Below are 13,874 nucleotides of genomic sequence, written 5' to 3'. Positions count from 1 at the left end.
TCTATGGCGCGTCCGCGGGGCGGTCGGCAATTCTCTTCCTTCACAGCGATTGGTCTCATGCTGCGCAAGCTGTCTCCTGTTGTCCTCACTCTGCTCGCCTTCGGTTCTGCTCCTGCCTTTGCTGCCGAGAGTGCTCCTGTCACCTCGGCCCATGACACCGCCACCCTGGTGACTGACCGCGACAGCGTCACGGCCGGGGGGGATCTGCATGTCGGGCTGCGTCTTCAGCTCAAGCCGGGGTGGCATACCTATTGGCTCAATGCCGGTGATGCGGGCGAACCCCCCACACTGAAAACCACGGCCAGCGGAGCCATGACCGGCCAGAGCGAGTTGATCAGCTTTCCCACCCCTGTACGCATCAGCGAAGGGGGGCTGATGTCCTACGCCTATACGGGTGACGTGCTTTTGCCCCAGACCCTGAAGCTGGAAGGCAAGGCGGGTGAGGTGACACTCAAGGCCCATGCGGAATGGCTGGTATGTGCGGCAACCTGTGTGCCTGAATCGGGTGATTTCAGCCTGACCCTGCCTTCAGGCAATGCGGCGCCCAACAGCGCCGCCGAGGGGCCGCTATTCGTCAAGGCGGCGCAGGCAAGCCCCATGCCGTCACCTTTTGCCGCTACAACGACATCAGACGCGACGCTGACCCTGAGTGGTCAGGGGCTGTCGGGTGAGAGCGTGAGCCGGGCCTGGTTCATGCCCTCCGTAACCGGCGTGATCGATCAGGTTGCCCCGCAGAAGCTGGAGGTCGGTCAGGGCAAGGTGTCGCTTGGCCTTCACTGGATCGATGCAGCGCATAAACCCGCGACGCTTGATGGTATCGTGGTGCTTCAGGATCAGGCGGGGCAGCAGACCGCTTTATGGGTTAACACCAGTCCCGGCACGGAGGCGGTCGGGCAGCGTGCGGGCTCGGGTGTGACGCTTCCCGGTGCGGGAGAAGCTCCGTCTGCGACGGTTCCTCCCCATACGGCGCTTTGGCAACTGGTGATCTTTGCCTTTCTGGGTGGGCTGATTCTCAATCTGATGCCGTGCGTATTCCCGGTTCTGGCCATGAAGGCGTTCTCGCTTGCCCGTCTGGGCGGGTCGAATCGCCATGAGCAGATCAGCAGTGCGCTTGCTTATATGACCGGTGTGATGGGCAGTTTTGCCACGCTGGGTATCGCCATGATCGTGCTGCGCAGCGTGGGCTCGGCGGCAGGGTGGGGCTTTCAGTTCCAGTCGCCTGTCTTCGTGCTTGGTGTGGCCTGGCTGCTTGTCATGATGGCCCTGAACCTGCTGGGTGTTTTCGAGGTAACGGCAGGACGCCTTGGTCAGGATGTCACGCCACGCCACGGCATATGGGGCGACATGCTGACCGGGTTGCTGGCTGTGGTCGTCGCCACGCCCTGCACGGCGCCGTTCATGGGGGCAGCCATTGCGGCGGCTTTGGGTGGACCGGCATGGGCAGGACTCATGCTTTTCCTCGCCATGGGGTTCGGTCTGGCATCGCCTTATGTCGCGATTGCCACCATTCCGTTCCTGGCCCGGCATATGCCGAAGCCCGGTGCCTGGATGGCTATTCTCAAGCAGGTTCTTGCCTTCCCGCTTCTGGGAACAGCAGTCTGGCTTTTCTGGGTTGCCTGTGTGCAGCGTGGCGCCATGATCCTGCCAGTCGGGCTGGGCGGCGCGGTTGCGCTGGGGCTGGCAGCCTGGCTGTTCGGCCTGACGCAACGCGAGGCGATGATCAGGGGTGCAACCCCCTGGGTCGTTATCGGTCGGGCTGTGGCCGTTATTATCCTGCTTCTGGCGGGCGCCAGTCTTGTGCGCGTTGCTGATAGCGAGGCAGCTTCACCCAGCTTTGTCGCTCATAGTGAAAATGGCGTCGTAGCCTATTCACCCGATCGGCTCGCCTCGTTGCGCGATGCTGGCAAGCCCGTCTTTATCGACATGACGGCGGCGTGGTGCATCACCTGCATGGTCAATGAGCGCGTTGCCCTGCAGGCAGCGCCCGTGCAGAGGGCCTTCGCTGCGCGGGGCGTGACATACATGAAGGGGGACTGGACCAATCGTGACGAGACCATCAGCGCCTATCTTCGTGCGCATGAGCGCGATGGCGTGCCGCTTTATGTCTATTATGCCCCCCACAAGGAGGGTGTGATCCTGCCGCAGATCCTGACTGTTTCCGAGGTGCTGGACGTTCTCAAATAGGATCGCCAGCCCGGGACATCCAAGCGTCAGGGCGTGGAAGCGCCAAAGCCCGAGCCCATATACATGTGACCATGCGGACCATGGCCGGATGGTCCCTTCATGCTGACGGATGTACCACCTGACCCGGTACCGGTCCCCGTCACTGGACGCAGGAGCCCGGCGCGGGTGTCATCCTCTGGTGGGTGGGGGTGGGTGCAGCAAGCCAGCAGCAGCATGGCAGCGAGCAGGGGAAGAATTCTCATGAGACACCTTGGCTGTTCTCGTGTCGCGCCGTGGGACTGTCAGGGGCCCCCTGCGCGATCTCTCCAATTCTAGGGGCTGAACCGATAACGGCAAGCCTGCAAGCGGATCACACCCAGACAGCCTCATTCAGCTCCCGATATCGCTCGATACCGATGGCGCGTATGCGCGACACGTCCTGATGGGGTGGCATACCGAAAATCGACTTGTAATCACGCGTGAATTGCGAGGGGCTTTCATAGCCCACAGCAAAACCGGCATCGGCGGCAAGGCGGTTTTCATAGAGCATCAGGCGGCGTGCTTCCTGAAGACGCAGGCGTTTGCGATACTGGACAGGCGATAACCCCGTGACCTCCTGAAACTTGCGATAGAACGTTGATCGCCCCATCCCTGCAAGACGGGGAAGGGCCGAGGCCTCGGTCTCTTCCATGAAATGGGCGCGCATATGGGCAAGCGCCTGGTTGATGCGTGATGCATCGCTTTTCTGGTCGGCAATTTCGTGCAGGACGTGGCGTTGATCACCCTGCAGGGCGCGATAGATGATCTCCCGCTTGAGCATGGGTGCCAAAAAGGTCCGGTCGTCATCATTGTCGAGGGCGATGAGCAGACGGCGCAGGGCGTCGAGCAGATCGGGGGTCACGGCACTCAGGCCAAGACTGCTGTGCAGGGGGGATCTGAGGCCCGGGTCAGCCCGTGTTTCAGCAATCACGCCGGCGATTTCCTCAGGCGTGAAGGCAATACAGGCGGCGAGATAAGGCGCCTCGGGCGTGGCGCGTGTGATATGTCCCGAAAGAGGCAGATCGACCGTCGCAACGAGATAATGGTTCTGGTCGTAGTCGAAGCTGCTCTTGTGAATCCTGATCCTCTTCGCCCCCTGAATGATGATGTACAGGCGTGGCTCATAGACGACCAGCAGCGGGTCGGTCGTGGTCTCCGAGCGGTACAGCGTCAGAAAATCGACAGCCGTGCGGGTGCTTTTGCGCGGACAATGGGCTCGCACAAGGGACTGCACGTCGCCCAGCATGGTTGCGTCAGCTTGTTGCCTCATCACGTCAATATGGGACTGCAAGACGATAAGGCAAGTTTTGAGGATTCGAGAGATAACGGTGCTGCGGTGTGGACGCGCATGGTCTGCATGTTCCGCAAGGACGGGAGTTTCACTGCATCAGGAGCCTGCCATGCCAGATCACGCCATGTCACCCGCAAAGGGGCTCATGACCACCCGCGCCCAGTCACAGCAGATGAGGCAATTATATCGTGTCTGGCGGGAGCAAATCAGAAAGCTCGAGCGACGCAGGATCTGTCTCTCGTCTGGGCAGAAACGCCTTATTCTGCGTGATCTCTGCCAGCATTACAGGACGCTCGACCAGTCCTGCCGATTGCTCCAGGCCTGAAAGATGATGGATCTCATCTTCGTTGCGGACGCTCTCAGATATGTCGGCCTGAATGTCTATCTGGCCTTTTTTCAAAACGGGAGAACTGATCAATGACGGCAAAACTTGCTTTGGTGACAGGTGCCAGCCGTGGGATTGGCGCCGGAATTGCCCGCCAACTCGCCAGCGAAGGCTATGACATCGCCTTTTCCTATCCCGGCGAAGAGGCCGGGGCGCAGGAGACAATCAGGCAGGTCGAGGCGCTGGGTCGCAGGGCGCTGGCCATTCAGGCCGACGGCAGCACAGTGGCTGGCAACGAGAACGTTGTGGCCGAGGCTGTGCGCGTGTTCGGTCGTCTTGATGTTCTGGTGTGCAATGCAGGCATGTACCCCAAGGGTACGATCGACGAGATCACGGCCAGCGATGTTGAAAAGGTGCTCGATCTCAATGTCCGTGGCCCGATGATCGAGACCATGTGCGCCGTGCGTCATATGAAGCCCGGCGGGCGTATCGTGCTGATGGGATCGGCTTTTGGTGGTCGTGCACCGCTGCCGGGCCTGTCGCTCTATTCCGGCACCAAGGCCGCCTTGCGCGGTTTCGCCCAGGGTGTGGCGCGCGATCTGGGTGATCGGGGGATCACGATCAACGTGGTGGAGCCGGGGCCGGTGAATACGGCCATGAACCCGTCAGACACCGAGGCGGCGAAAATTCTGGCTCGTTTCGTTGCGACCGGAGCCTATGGCGCGATCGAGGATATTGCTCATGTCGTGTCATTTCTGGTCAATGAGCGTTCGAGCTACATCACCGGATCATCTCTGGCGGTCGATGGCGGGTTGCTCGCCTGACCAAGGACATTGCCTTCTGCGCTCTTTCCGGAGCAGAAGACAACGCGACAGTTCGTTATCCGGCTTCGGCCAGGAGGGCCTCGTACTCGGCAGGTACCCCACAGAAGGTGATCGCCTCAGGCGGGATCACTTCATAATGGATTTTCATCCCGTCCCTGATCAGATGATTGTAGAGTGGTGCCACATAAAGCTCAGGAGATGACGGGGTGAGACGTTCCTGTTCGAGTGCTTTCAGGAAATCGCCGCTGCGGGCGAAATGGTAGAGTCCGTCACAGCACAGATCTGAAATCGGCTGCTTTTCGGTTGTGCGAATGGCCAGCGGCTCATCGCTGTTTTCCGCCGCGCCGACATAGGACCAGTTGGCACCCGACCCACGGAACACTTCGAGATAGCCATCCGATTTCCCGAACCATGCCCCTTGGGGAAAGCGGAAATTGGGGCGGAACGTGTCGATATTGAAAATAGTCAGGGGCGACCCGGCAGACATACCAGCCTGCTTGACGCCAAATTCCACCGTCTCGGCCTGGCCTGCAGTTTCGTGGTCGAGAATGACGATGCGCGCATCACGAATGCCAAGCGCCTCGATTTCGCGACGGATGAAGGTTTCCGTGTCCGCCACCGTGCGGGCGATGAACACGAAAGGCTGGCTCTCGAAATAGGCTGAAAAGCTCTCGATCGAATGGGCGAACACGCTCTTGCCATGCAGGGGAAGCATGTATTTGGGCACCGGATAGCCGGCTTTGGTGAAGCGGCTGGAGAGGCCAGCCATGGGGATGACGATCATCACGCAAGTCCTTCAAGCGTGGCATACAGACGAAGGGCATTGGCGATGAATGCCTTCTGCCTGTCCGGCCGGTCGGAATGGAGCGGCAACATGGAAACGAAAAGCGATGTCATGATGGCGCGCGTTTCCCGGCTTGCCGTAGACAGACCTGCAATCTTCATTTCGGCAAAGGAGTTCTGCAGCCAGTCACGCTGGGGCGAGGCATCGAACTCCAGATCGAAATCGTACTCTGACTGCTGCGTCAGGGTGTAACGACCCGCCAGAATGAAATCATACAGCCCATCGACGGAATGGGAGAATTTCGCGATATCATAGCGGAAATCGCCCCAGATTTCGAGCTTGTCTGCAAAAACGTAACCACGTGGATCGATGACCGATATACGGCTGTTGCGCGAATTGTAGAGGATGTTGCTGAAGCAGAAATCACCATGCATCAGCGTTGCGCGCGCCGACGGGTCATGCGTGATGAGGGCCTCGATCTCCTGGGCAATGGTCATGAGCGACGGCATTGCACGACCCTTGAACGTCAGAGGGCGCGTGACATCGAACCCTGTTTCTCTGGCAAAGCGCTCAAGGCGTTCGACGGTCTTGCCCCCCATGAGCTGACGCGAATAGGCCTCACGTGGTGCATCGCTGTGGGTGGTGGCACAGAGTTCGAGGAATTCCGAACTGCTCGTCAGGATCTTCTTCCAGGTGACACGACCGATGGAGGAAAACACGTAAAGCTCGGAGAGGTTGGGCGCGTACTGGTATTCAGTGGTGTAAAACGCCTGGCTGTCGTTCTCGCCCTTGTCGAGCAGACGGGCCGCATAGGGCTGCACCGCTGCGGGGATGGACTCGAACCAGTTGGCCTCGCCCTTCATTTTGAAGCGGTCTTCAGAAAGCTTGCGAACCGTGCTTTGCGTGATTTGCAGCGAATTGAAGGCGCGGGCGGTGGTGACAAGGCGGCGCGACCGGAAATAGGTCTGGATATGGCCAAAATCATACCAGCCATCGACCTGCTTGAGAGTCAGAGGGCGATGCTTGATATAGAGATTGAGGCCCGTGATGAAATTGCCACGGGCCTGGCTGATGGCACGAACAAGCTCGACCCCGTTTGAAAATGAGAAAAACCCGCACGCAATCGGGCGCTCTAGGTCTTCCTCGCTGGTGGCCTCGATCGTCTCGAGGCTGCTGATCGCGCCCTCATCGTGATTGATCACCGCCCAGGAGTAGTCATCACCCTCCCGGTGGCTCGCGACAACATTGAGGCCGGTTGGAATCGTGCCGAGTACCGTGTCGCCGTGAAGGATCTGGATGCCGACCGAATAGGCATTCAGAACGTTGATCGCATAGACAACAGCTTCACCCAGGGACATGCCGTCAGGCAGGGGGAGCAACGATACCCCCTTCTGTTCCAGCCTGTGCAGGTCATAGGCCGGAACTTCATAGCTCTCTGGAACAGCCAGATAGATCTGGCTGATATTGAGGTCCTGCGCCTTCAGGCTGTCCGCCTGAATGTCATAGAGACGTCCTACGCCAAGCGGCAGAAAGGACGGTGGCAGTTGCCCGAACTCTGCAACGAGTTCCTGCGTGACATAGGCCCCGGACATGATCAGGGCGATGGAGGAAGAGGGGTTCATTTGCCTGATTCGATCAATGCATTGATTTCAGCGAGCGAGAGCGTGACGAATTCCCGGGGGCGAATGGCACGGTCATCGACATAGAAACCTTCGGTGCCGCACCACGGCTTGCCGACATAGATCTCGTCATAGGGGACATCGTGCTTCTTGAGCCATTCAAGAATGACGGGAAGTGTATTCGCGTTGATCTTGCCGACAGCACCCTGATAGGTGCGCATATTGCGTGCCGTCTGGATTAGGATTTCAAATCCCTGCGCCTTGTATTCGCGCAGCTTGGCAATGAGCGGAAGGTTGGGTTCCTTTTCGCTATATGACAGATCAGGATTGCTGATGGTGAGGGTGTCGTCGAGATCAATAACGAGACGCTTCATAGCCAGGGTCGAGCTCCGCAAATTCTTGACTGAACTACCTATTGGGTTTGAATTGAAATTGCCAGACAACTGAGCGAGATGAAAAACTTTGTTTTTCTGATATTTATATGACAAATCATGCATTATTTGTCCATAAACATTGCCTGTATGAGGCTGAATTGTTCAGATTGACCGATGATTGCAAAGAAGCCGTGCCTTTGCCCATTTGGGAGCGCAATAGCAGGTCGGCGACCATGGTGAGCGGATGGAAACAAGCGTCTGACCGTGGCAGGCTGAAGTCGAATGTATGCCAAGCCTGAGAAGCCTTGGCGCCATAAGTCAACGGGTCAGGGGCGTGTCATGTGCAGCAGCTGTTGCCATGCAGAAGGAATCAGCGGGAGGACACCAGAAAGCGTCCGAGAGAATGTATCCGCCCGGCATAAGCGCATCGGGTATGATTTGCTTTGCTTGCATATTTGATATTTTGGGGAGGAATATGGTGCCCAAGACCGGGATCGAACCAGTGACACTGCGATTTTCAGTCGCATGCTCTACCAACTGAGCTACTTGGGCACCGTCACCTGACGGTGTGAAAGGGGGTTTACTCCAAGCCGTCACGGTGATCAAGCGGGGGAAAGCCGTTTTTTTCGGCTTCATCCTCATCCACGGCCGGAACGCTGTAGCTTTCATTGAACCAGCGCCCCAGATCCACATCGGCACAGCGTTTGCTGCAAAATGGCCTGAAGGCGTGGAGCGTCGGTTTCTGGCAGATGGGACACAGGCTCATGGGGTGAAACTCCAGTAGCTGTCAGGGTAATCAGGCATCATGTACAGGGTGAGCGGTGCCCCCCATTCAAGCGAGAACTGTGCCACGGCCTGATTGTCCGCCTCCAATGCGCGTGTGACAGCCAGCGACGCCTGCAGAACCGGTGTTGGGGTGGCCCTTTGTTCCGTCGGCCTCACTGGCCGGTCGCGCAGGATTTGCCGCAGCGCCTGCAGGCCACGGCCACCGGGGCTGGAAAGGCACTCATGCAAGGGCGCGCGCCCCCTGGTACGAACGATCTCCAGCAGACCCAGCGCAGTCGCGCCCAGCATGCGCGGTTGCATCGGATCGCCTTCGAGCGCCTCGGCCAGAAACCTGCCCAGCGCTGGACGCTTGCGCAGGGGGACTCCCGCCGGATCAACCAGAATTGCCCCGCTGAGATTGCGCATGCGTATCTGCTGCGCCAGAGCCGCAAAGGCGTGACGATTGGCTGTGAACCCGTCCATTTGCCGACGCTGATCGGGATGGGGGTCATCCAGATCGATGGCGGTCAATGCAGGGGTCGGGCTGAAGCTCGCCCTGATGCCATGGGGCAACGCTGCTTGCGGCGTCATCAGGTCATCGCATTCAGCATCGAGCACAGCGTCGAAGGCGCGGCTGACACGGGTGATGCGTGGCCTGAGGGCAGCAGGGATCAGGGCCATGAGGGTTGGGGAGTCACACAGCAATGCGGCGTCCGGGTAACGCGCTGCGATGTCCTCAAGCGGTGAGGGGCCTCGTGCGACAAGGCCGGGGCGGTCGGTCGCCGTGAGTGTGTGGCTGACGGGCTTGAGGCGTAGCCCCTTGCCATTCTGGGCACTGCGCGTCACGCGTGCGGCGACCAGAGCTCCTTCGGCATGGGTGCCGGTGAGAAAGCCGGAGCTGTTGTCACCAAGAAGCACGAAAGCGCCGCCCAGAGCGGGCGCGGATTTCTGCACGCGTACGGCGTGGATGTCCCCATAGCCGTCGGGCATGCCTGGGCGCCACAGGGCAAAATCGACAAGTCTATCCTCATCGCAAACCGCGATGCGTGCCTCGCCCGGTGACCAGGCGATGCGACATTCCATCATACGATGAAGCGACAGGGCTGGCCACGTAGCATCTGGGCCGTCTCGAAAAGGGGAAGGCCAATCACGGCTGAGGGACTACCGCCCACATAGCGTATGACAGAGGCTGCGGCACCCTGAAGCGCATAGCCGCCAGCCTTGCCCTGCCAGTCTCCCTGATCGAGCAGCGCCGCTATCTGCGCCTCGGTGAGGCGGGAGAACGTCACATCGGTCTCGACCAGACGCTCCACCTCACGTCCGGCAGCCCAGCCACCGGCAGGTAGCACGCAGACGGCAGTCAGGACTGTATGACGACGACCGGAAAGCAGGCGAAGGCAGCGTTCTGCCGTTGCGCGGTCTTCGGCCTTGGGCAGGATGCGACGCCCGACGGCGACCAGCGTGTCAGCAGCCAGAACAAGGGCTTCCTGCTGGCAGCGCGTGGCGACAAGTTCGGCCTTCATGCGGGCCAGACGCGCCACGCAGGCGCGGGGCGTCTCGTTCTGTCGTGGCGATTCGTCCAGATCGGCCGCGTCGATGCGATCCGGGGTCAGCCCGATCTGTCGCAGCAGGTCCACCCGTCGCGGCGATGCCGAGGCAAGAACCAGCTCCGGCCTTGTGCCGTCTGTCACGCGAACGCTCTTACTTGAAGCGGAAGGTGATGCGGCCCTTGGACAGGTCGTAGGGGGTCATTTCAACATTCACGCGGTCACCAGCCAGAACGCGGATACGGTTCTTGCGCATCTTGCCGCTGGTATGGGCCAGAATGGTGTGCTCGTTGTCGAGTGTGACGCGGAACATGGCATTTGGCAGCAGCTCGGTCACCGTGCCGCTGAATTCGATCATGTCTTCTTTTGACATCTGAGTCCTTGAAACTGTGTTCTGATACAGGCCGGAAAATCCCCGGCAGGATGAAATTATGCCGCGTATGTGCTGGCTCGACGTCGCTACGTCAAGTTTCTTGGTGATTCTGGCCCTGAAAAGAGGCGTTTTGGCCTCTGCGCGTTAGCCTTGTCACCCCGGGTTACGGACTTTCTTCCCTACCGTCACGAATGGCAGGATCAGGGACCATGACCGGGGCGATGCCGCCAGCAGACTTCAGCCCAGAGCGTCGAGTCGTGCCGACAGGCTCAGCGCATGGGCATCGAGCCCCTCGGCTTTGGCCAGCCTGACGCCTGCCGGACCGACAGCGCGCAGACCATCGGCCCCGGCTGAGATCGTGGTGGTGCGCTTGAGAAAATCAAACACCGACAGGCCCGAGGCAAAACGTGCCGTGCGGCTTGTGGGCAGAACGTGGTTCGGCCCACCGACATAATCGCCTACAGCCTCGGGGCAATTGCGACCAAGGAACATGGCACCGGCATGACGGATCAGGGTGGAGAACTGCTCGGCATCATCCAGCATGACCTCGAGATGTTCAGAGGCGAAGCGGTTGGCAATTTCAGCGGCCTCATTCCAGTCGCGCACAATCACCACCGCGCCATGATCGGCCCATGACTTCCCGGCAATGGCAGCACGGGGGAGGGTCTTGAGTTCGGTCTCTACGGCTTCCACCACAGATCGGGCAAAACCGGCATCGTCTGTGATGAGTACTGCCTGGGCCAGTTCGTCATGTTCTGCCTGAGCGAGCAGATCGAGCGCCACGAAACGCGGGTTGTTGCGGTTGTCGGCCACAATCACGACTTCGGACGGACCGGCAATCGAGTCGATCCCCACGTGACCGAACACCTGACGCTTGGCCTCGGCGACATAGGCATTGCCCGGACCGACGATGCGATCGACAGGGCGAATGCTGTTCGTGCCATAAGCGAGCGCCGCCACAGCCTGCGCACCGCCAACCCGATAGATCTCGCTCACGCCGCAGACACGTGCAGCCGCCAGAACGAGCGGGTTCAGTACGCCATCGGGGCAGGGCACACACATGGCGATGCGGCCAACGCCTGCCACACGGGCTGGCATGGCGTTCATGAGCACAGAGGACGGATACGCGGCCTTGCCACCCGGCACGTAAAGCCCGACGGCATCGAGCGGCGTCCAGCGCATGCCCAGGGTCAGCCCGGTCTCGTCCTTATAGGCGAGGTTCGAAGGCATCTGCGCCCGATGAAAGGCTTCGATGCGTGAAGCGGCGAGATTGAGCGCCTCCATCAGATCGGCATCGACCTTGTCAGCCTCGCGTGCAATTTCGTCTGCGGTGATGGCCAGCCCTTCCGGGGCGAGGCTCAACCGGTCGAAACGCGCCGTATAGTCGCACAGAGCCGTGTCACCCTGCTCACGAATGGTGGCGATGATATCGCGCACCGGCGTGCTCACGCTGGTTTCAACAGCGCTCCGGTCAGAAAGCAGCGTTACGAGACGGGATTCGAAATCCGTGTCGGTGCTTTGCAGCCATTTCATGCTGTTTTCTCCTGAAGGGCGTCGCGAAAGCGTTCGATCAGGGCACGAATGGCGTCGGGTCGGGTTTTCAGGGCAACGCGATTGACGATGAGGCGGCTCGTGACATGCGCGATGACATCAGTCTCACGCAGGCCATTGGCCTTGAGGGTCGAGCCGGTATCCACCAGATCGACAATCACGCTGGCCATGTCGAGTGTGGGGGCGAGTTCCATGGCGCCGTGCAGATGCACGATCTCGGCATTGATGCCTTTGGCAGCGAAGTGACGTCGCGTGATGGTCGGATATTTGGTCGCAACACGCAGATGCGAACTGGCTGCGGTCTTGTCATGATCGCCGTCCTGACCGGCCATCCTGACCGGGCGGGCGATGGAAATGCGGCAGCCGCCAATTCCGAGATCGAGCGGCGCATAGATGTCGGGATAGTCGAATTCCATCAGCACATCGGCACCGCAAACGCCGATCTGCGCGCCACCATGCGCCACAAAAGTCGCGACATCGAAAGAGCGTACGCGCACCACATCGACCTTGGGGTCGAGCGTTGGAAAACGCAGGCTGCGTGTCCCTTCGCCAATGGCGCTGCCATCCTGAAAAAGCCCTGTGCGTTCGAGCACGGGGCCTAGCGCCTTGAGGATACGCCCCTTTGGCAGTGCCAGAACGAGCGGCGCATCGTTCAGAGGCGCGTGCTGGGCATTGTCACGGGATTCGGAGGCGGGTTCGGATACGGCATTCATCACGACATTCCTGTAGCACAATCTTGCTCAGTCAAGAACCGGGCGGCCGCAAGGTTTTTGTCCGGGATACTGGCCGTCAGCCCTCGGGCCGCAGGGCCTTACGCGCTGGCGACAGGAGGTATGGCTCACGCAGTGATGACCATCCTGATTGCCAGGAAGGCGGGCGGACCTGCAACCCAAAGCGTCGCAATCCGCTAGATTGGGCAAGAACCGTCTTTTCGGGAATGACAGGAGCCCTGAATGTCTCGCAGCGAATTTACCCCTGACCTCGCCATTGCCACCCCGCGTGCCGATGAAGAACAGGTCCATCTGCAACTCAATGACGGGGCACGCATCCCGCAATTCGGCCTTGGTGTTTACAAGACCCCGGCCGACGAAACGGCTGAGATCGTGCGCTATGCCGCCAAGGCAGGCTATCGCATGGTCGATACGGCCGCGTTTTACGGCAATGAGAGTGGTGTAGGCGACGCGTTGCAGGATCATCCGGATCTGTATGTCTCTACCAAGCTCTGGGCCAGCGACATGGGTTATGATGCCGCCCTGCGTGCCTTCGATGTCAGCGCGAAAAAGCTGCGTCGCGATGTGGTCGACCTCTATCTGATCCATTGGCCCATGCCGAAGAAGGATCTGTACGTCGAAAGCTGGAAAGCGCTCATCGAACTCAAGAAACAGGGGCGTATCCGGTCGATCGGTGTCTGCAATTTCGAGCCCGAACATCTGACGCGTCTGATCGAGGAAACCGGGGTCAAGCCGGTGCTCAACCAGATCGAACTGCATCCGGCCTTCCAGCAGAAGAAGCTGCGGGCTTTCAATGAATCGCTCGATATCCGTACCGAAGCCTGGAGCCCGCTGGGACGCGGTACGGGGCTGGATGGCGAGATCATCACCAGCATCGCGAAGAAGCACGGCAAGACGCCGGGTCAGGTGACCATCCGCTGGCATCTTGATCAGGGCAATGTCGTCATCCCCAAATCAGCGCATCAGAAGCGCATCGATGAGAATTTCGATGTGTTCGATTTCTGCCTCGATGAGGACGATATGAGCCGTATCGCCACCCTCGACCGGGAGGATGGACGCACTGGCCCCAACCCGTTCACGGCAGATTTCTGAGCCCATTTTCACCCGACCGGCGCTCACATGAAGGGGCGCTGACGTCCTACGGGGGCGAGAATGCGGGCTTTATATCGAGAGAGGAAGCCGCTGCTTTTGGTCAAGGCAGACGGCTTCTCTAACAGGGCGAGGTTCGCGTGCCCCGCGGGTCTTGCTTCTGGCTTCGCTCTATCTGGGTTGGGGGATCACGCATCCCCCTCCAAGCGGTAATGAGGCCTGACGTAACGCCATCTCTGATGGTGGTCCGTACTCGCCGGTGCACCTTGAGCACTCAGGTTCTGATACGGAGGCCTTGGTGCCGTCCGGCATCCTGAGCCCTGACAAAGTGCACTCCATTCCGGCTCGATATCCGTCGAGTAAAAAGCGGCCCTTTTGCCGGGTCAAAGCCTAAGGCGA

The 13,874-nt window shown here is 59.8% G+C and carries 15 protein-coding genes and 1 tRNA gene; 4 read left to right on the top strand and 12 right to left on the bottom strand.

Features of this window, described 5'->3' with window-relative positions; translation table 11 throughout:
• Window positions 1-3 precede the first annotated feature (3 nt).
• A complete protein-coding gene (locus tag ACWNRM_RS12050; protein WP_485170997.1) occupies window positions 4-2,184 on the top strand; it encodes a protein-disulfide reductase DsbD family protein in 2,181 nt (726 codons plus the stop codon).
• Between the two features lie 26 nt (window positions 2,185-2,210).
• Here the strand turns inward: ACWNRM_RS12050 and ACWNRM_RS12045 are convergent, their stop codons facing one another.
• On the bottom strand, window positions 2,211-2,426 hold the full coding sequence (locus ACWNRM_RS12045; protein WP_146926687.1) for a hypothetical protein: 216 nt from the start codon (window positions 2,424-2,426) through the stop codon (window positions 2,211-2,213).
• 107 nt (window positions 2,427-2,533) lie between these two features.
• Window positions 2,534-3,448 (bottom strand): AraC family transcriptional regulator, encoded by a 915-nt coding sequence (locus tag ACWNRM_RS12040; RefSeq protein ID WP_485170996.1) that lies wholly within the window; start codon window positions 3,446-3,448, stop codon window positions 2,534-2,536.
• A 154-nt stretch (window positions 3,449-3,602) separates the two neighbouring features.
• Between ACWNRM_RS12040 and ACWNRM_RS12035 the strand changes: the two genes are divergently transcribed.
• Window positions 3,603-3,818: a hypothetical protein gene (locus ACWNRM_RS12035; RefSeq protein WP_485170995.1), complete on the top strand. Its 216-nt coding sequence runs from the start codon at window positions 3,603-3,605 to the stop codon at window positions 3,816-3,818.
• Between the two features lie 92 nt (window positions 3,819-3,910).
• Window positions 3,911-4,642, top strand: coding sequence for an SDR family NAD(P)-dependent oxidoreductase (locus tag ACWNRM_RS12030; protein WP_485170994.1), 732 nt, complete (start codon window positions 3,911-3,913; stop codon window positions 4,640-4,642).
• 55 nt (window positions 4,643-4,697) lie between these two features.
• On the opposite strand, the gene ACWNRM_RS12025 is transcribed toward ACWNRM_RS12030, so the two are convergent.
• The 10 genes from ACWNRM_RS12025 to hisG form a co-directional block, all read right to left on the bottom strand.
• On the bottom strand, window positions 4,698-5,426 hold the full coding sequence (locus ACWNRM_RS12025; RefSeq protein WP_485170993.1) for a glycosyltransferase family 2 protein: 729 nt from the start codon (window positions 5,424-5,426) through the stop codon (window positions 4,698-4,700).
• A complete protein-coding gene (locus tag ACWNRM_RS12020; protein ID WP_485170992.1) occupies window positions 5,426-7,048 on the bottom strand; it encodes a capsular biosynthesis protein in 1,623 nt (540 codons plus the stop codon). Before ACWNRM_RS12020 ends, ACWNRM_RS12025 begins: the two co-directional genes overlap by 1 nt.
• Complete coding sequence (locus ACWNRM_RS12015; RefSeq protein WP_062165498.1) at window positions 7,045-7,419, bottom strand: HAD family hydrolase; 375 nt, start codon at window positions 7,417-7,419, stop codon at window positions 7,045-7,047. Before ACWNRM_RS12015 ends, ACWNRM_RS12020 begins: the two co-directional genes overlap by 4 nt.
• A gap of 476 nt (window positions 7,420-7,895) precedes the next feature.
• A tRNA-Phe gene (locus ACWNRM_RS12010) sits at window positions 7,896-7,971 on the bottom strand.
• A 28-nt stretch (window positions 7,972-7,999) separates the two neighbouring features.
• Window positions 8,000-8,185: a DNA gyrase inhibitor YacG gene (locus tag ACWNRM_RS12005; protein WP_062165496.1), complete on the bottom strand. Its 186-nt coding sequence runs from the start codon at window positions 8,183-8,185 to the stop codon at window positions 8,000-8,002.
• On the bottom strand, window positions 8,182-9,270 hold the full coding sequence (locus ACWNRM_RS12000) for a ribonuclease E/G (RefSeq protein WP_485170991.1): 1,089 nt from the start codon (window positions 9,268-9,270) through the stop codon (window positions 8,182-8,184). The genes ACWNRM_RS12005 and ACWNRM_RS12000 overlap by 4 nt, the downstream gene beginning before the upstream one ends.
• A complete protein-coding gene (locus ACWNRM_RS11995) occupies window positions 9,267-9,875 on the bottom strand; it encodes a Maf family protein (RefSeq protein WP_485170990.1) in 609 nt (202 codons plus the stop codon). Before ACWNRM_RS11995 ends, ACWNRM_RS12000 begins: the two co-directional genes overlap by 4 nt.
• Window positions 9,876-9,885: 10 nt before the next feature.
• The gene (gene infA, locus ACWNRM_RS11990) at window positions 9,886-10,104 is read right to left on the bottom strand and encodes a translation initiation factor IF-1 (RefSeq protein WP_023979930.1); all 219 of its coding nucleotides are present in this window, start codon (window positions 10,102-10,104) and stop codon (window positions 9,886-9,888) included.
• A 237-nt stretch (window positions 10,105-10,341) separates the two neighbouring features.
• On the bottom strand, window positions 10,342-11,637 hold the full coding sequence (gene hisD / locus ACWNRM_RS11985; protein WP_485170989.1) for a histidinol dehydrogenase: 1,296 nt from the start codon (window positions 11,635-11,637) through the stop codon (window positions 10,342-10,344).
• Window positions 11,634-12,368, bottom strand: coding sequence for an ATP phosphoribosyltransferase (gene hisG, locus ACWNRM_RS11980; protein ID WP_485170988.1), 735 nt, complete (start codon window positions 12,366-12,368; stop codon window positions 11,634-11,636). The genes hisD and hisG overlap by 4 nt, the downstream gene beginning before the upstream one ends.
• 240 nt (window positions 12,369-12,608) lie before the next feature.
• On the opposite strand from hisG, the gene ACWNRM_RS11975 reads away from it, so the two are divergent.
• Window positions 12,609-13,478 carry an aldo/keto reductase gene (locus ACWNRM_RS11975; RefSeq protein WP_485170987.1) on the top strand — a complete coding sequence of 290 codons (870 nt, stop codon included), beginning with the start codon at window positions 12,609-12,611 and terminating at the stop codon, window positions 13,476-13,478.
• Window positions 13,479-13,874: the final 396 nt, after the last annotated feature.

It is taken from the genome of Asaia sp. A2 (assembly GCF_057319415.1).
The sequence above is the reverse complement of the archived record's forward strand: the minus strand, read 5'-3'. Positions and strand labels throughout refer to the sequence as shown.

What these genes read in the sequence shown, in the direction of transcription:
- infA (WP_023979930.1), bottom strand. Translation starts at nt 10,104, where the DNA reads ATGTCAAAAGAAGACATGATCGAATTCAGCGGCACGGTGACCGAGCTG.
- hisD (WP_485170989.1), bottom strand. Translation starts at nt 11,637, where the DNA reads ATGAAATGGCTGCAAAGCACCGACACGGATTTCGAATCCCGTCTCGTA.
- ACWNRM_RS12045 (WP_146926687.1), bottom strand. Translation starts at nt 2,426, where the DNA reads ATGAGAATTCTTCCCCTGCTCGCTGCCATGCTGCTGCTGGCTTGCTGC.
- ACWNRM_RS12005 (WP_062165496.1), bottom strand. Translation starts at nt 8,185, where the DNA reads ATGAGCCTGTGTCCCATCTGCCAGAAACCGACGCTCCACGCCTTCAGG.
- ACWNRM_RS12035 (WP_485170995.1), top strand. Translation starts at nt 3,603, where the DNA reads ATGCCAGATCACGCCATGTCACCCGCAAAGGGGCTCATGACCACCCGC.
- ACWNRM_RS12050 (WP_485170997.1), top strand. Translation starts at nt 4, where the DNA reads ATGGCGCGTCCGCGGGGCGGTCGGCAATTCTCTTCCTTCACAGCGATT.
- ACWNRM_RS12015 (WP_062165498.1), bottom strand. Translation starts at nt 7,419, where the DNA reads ATGAAGCGTCTCGTTATTGATCTCGACGACACCCTCACCATCAGCAAT.
- ACWNRM_RS12020 (WP_485170992.1), bottom strand. Translation starts at nt 7,048, where the DNA reads ATGAACCCCTCTTCCTCCATCGCCCTGATCATGTCCGGGGCCTATGTC.
- hisG (WP_485170988.1), bottom strand. Translation starts at nt 12,368, where the DNA reads ATGAATGCCGTATCCGAACCCGCCTCCGAATCCCGTGACAATGCCCAG.
- ACWNRM_RS11975 (WP_485170987.1), top strand. Translation starts at nt 12,609, where the DNA reads ATGTCTCGCAGCGAATTTACCCCTGACCTCGCCATTGCCACCCCGCGT.
- ACWNRM_RS12025 (WP_485170993.1), bottom strand. Translation starts at nt 5,426, where the DNA reads ATGATCGTCATCCCCATGGCTGGCCTCTCCAGCCGCTTCACCAAAGCC.
- ACWNRM_RS12000 (WP_485170991.1), bottom strand. Translation starts at nt 9,270, where the DNA reads ATGATGGAATGTCGCATCGCCTGGTCACCGGGCGAGGCACGCATCGCG.
- ACWNRM_RS12030 (WP_485170994.1), top strand. Translation starts at nt 3,911, where the DNA reads ATGACGGCAAAACTTGCTTTGGTGACAGGTGCCAGCCGTGGGATTGGC.
- ACWNRM_RS12040 (WP_485170996.1), bottom strand. Translation starts at nt 3,448, where the DNA reads ATGCTGGGCGACGTGCAGTCCCTTGTGCGAGCCCATTGTCCGCGCAAA.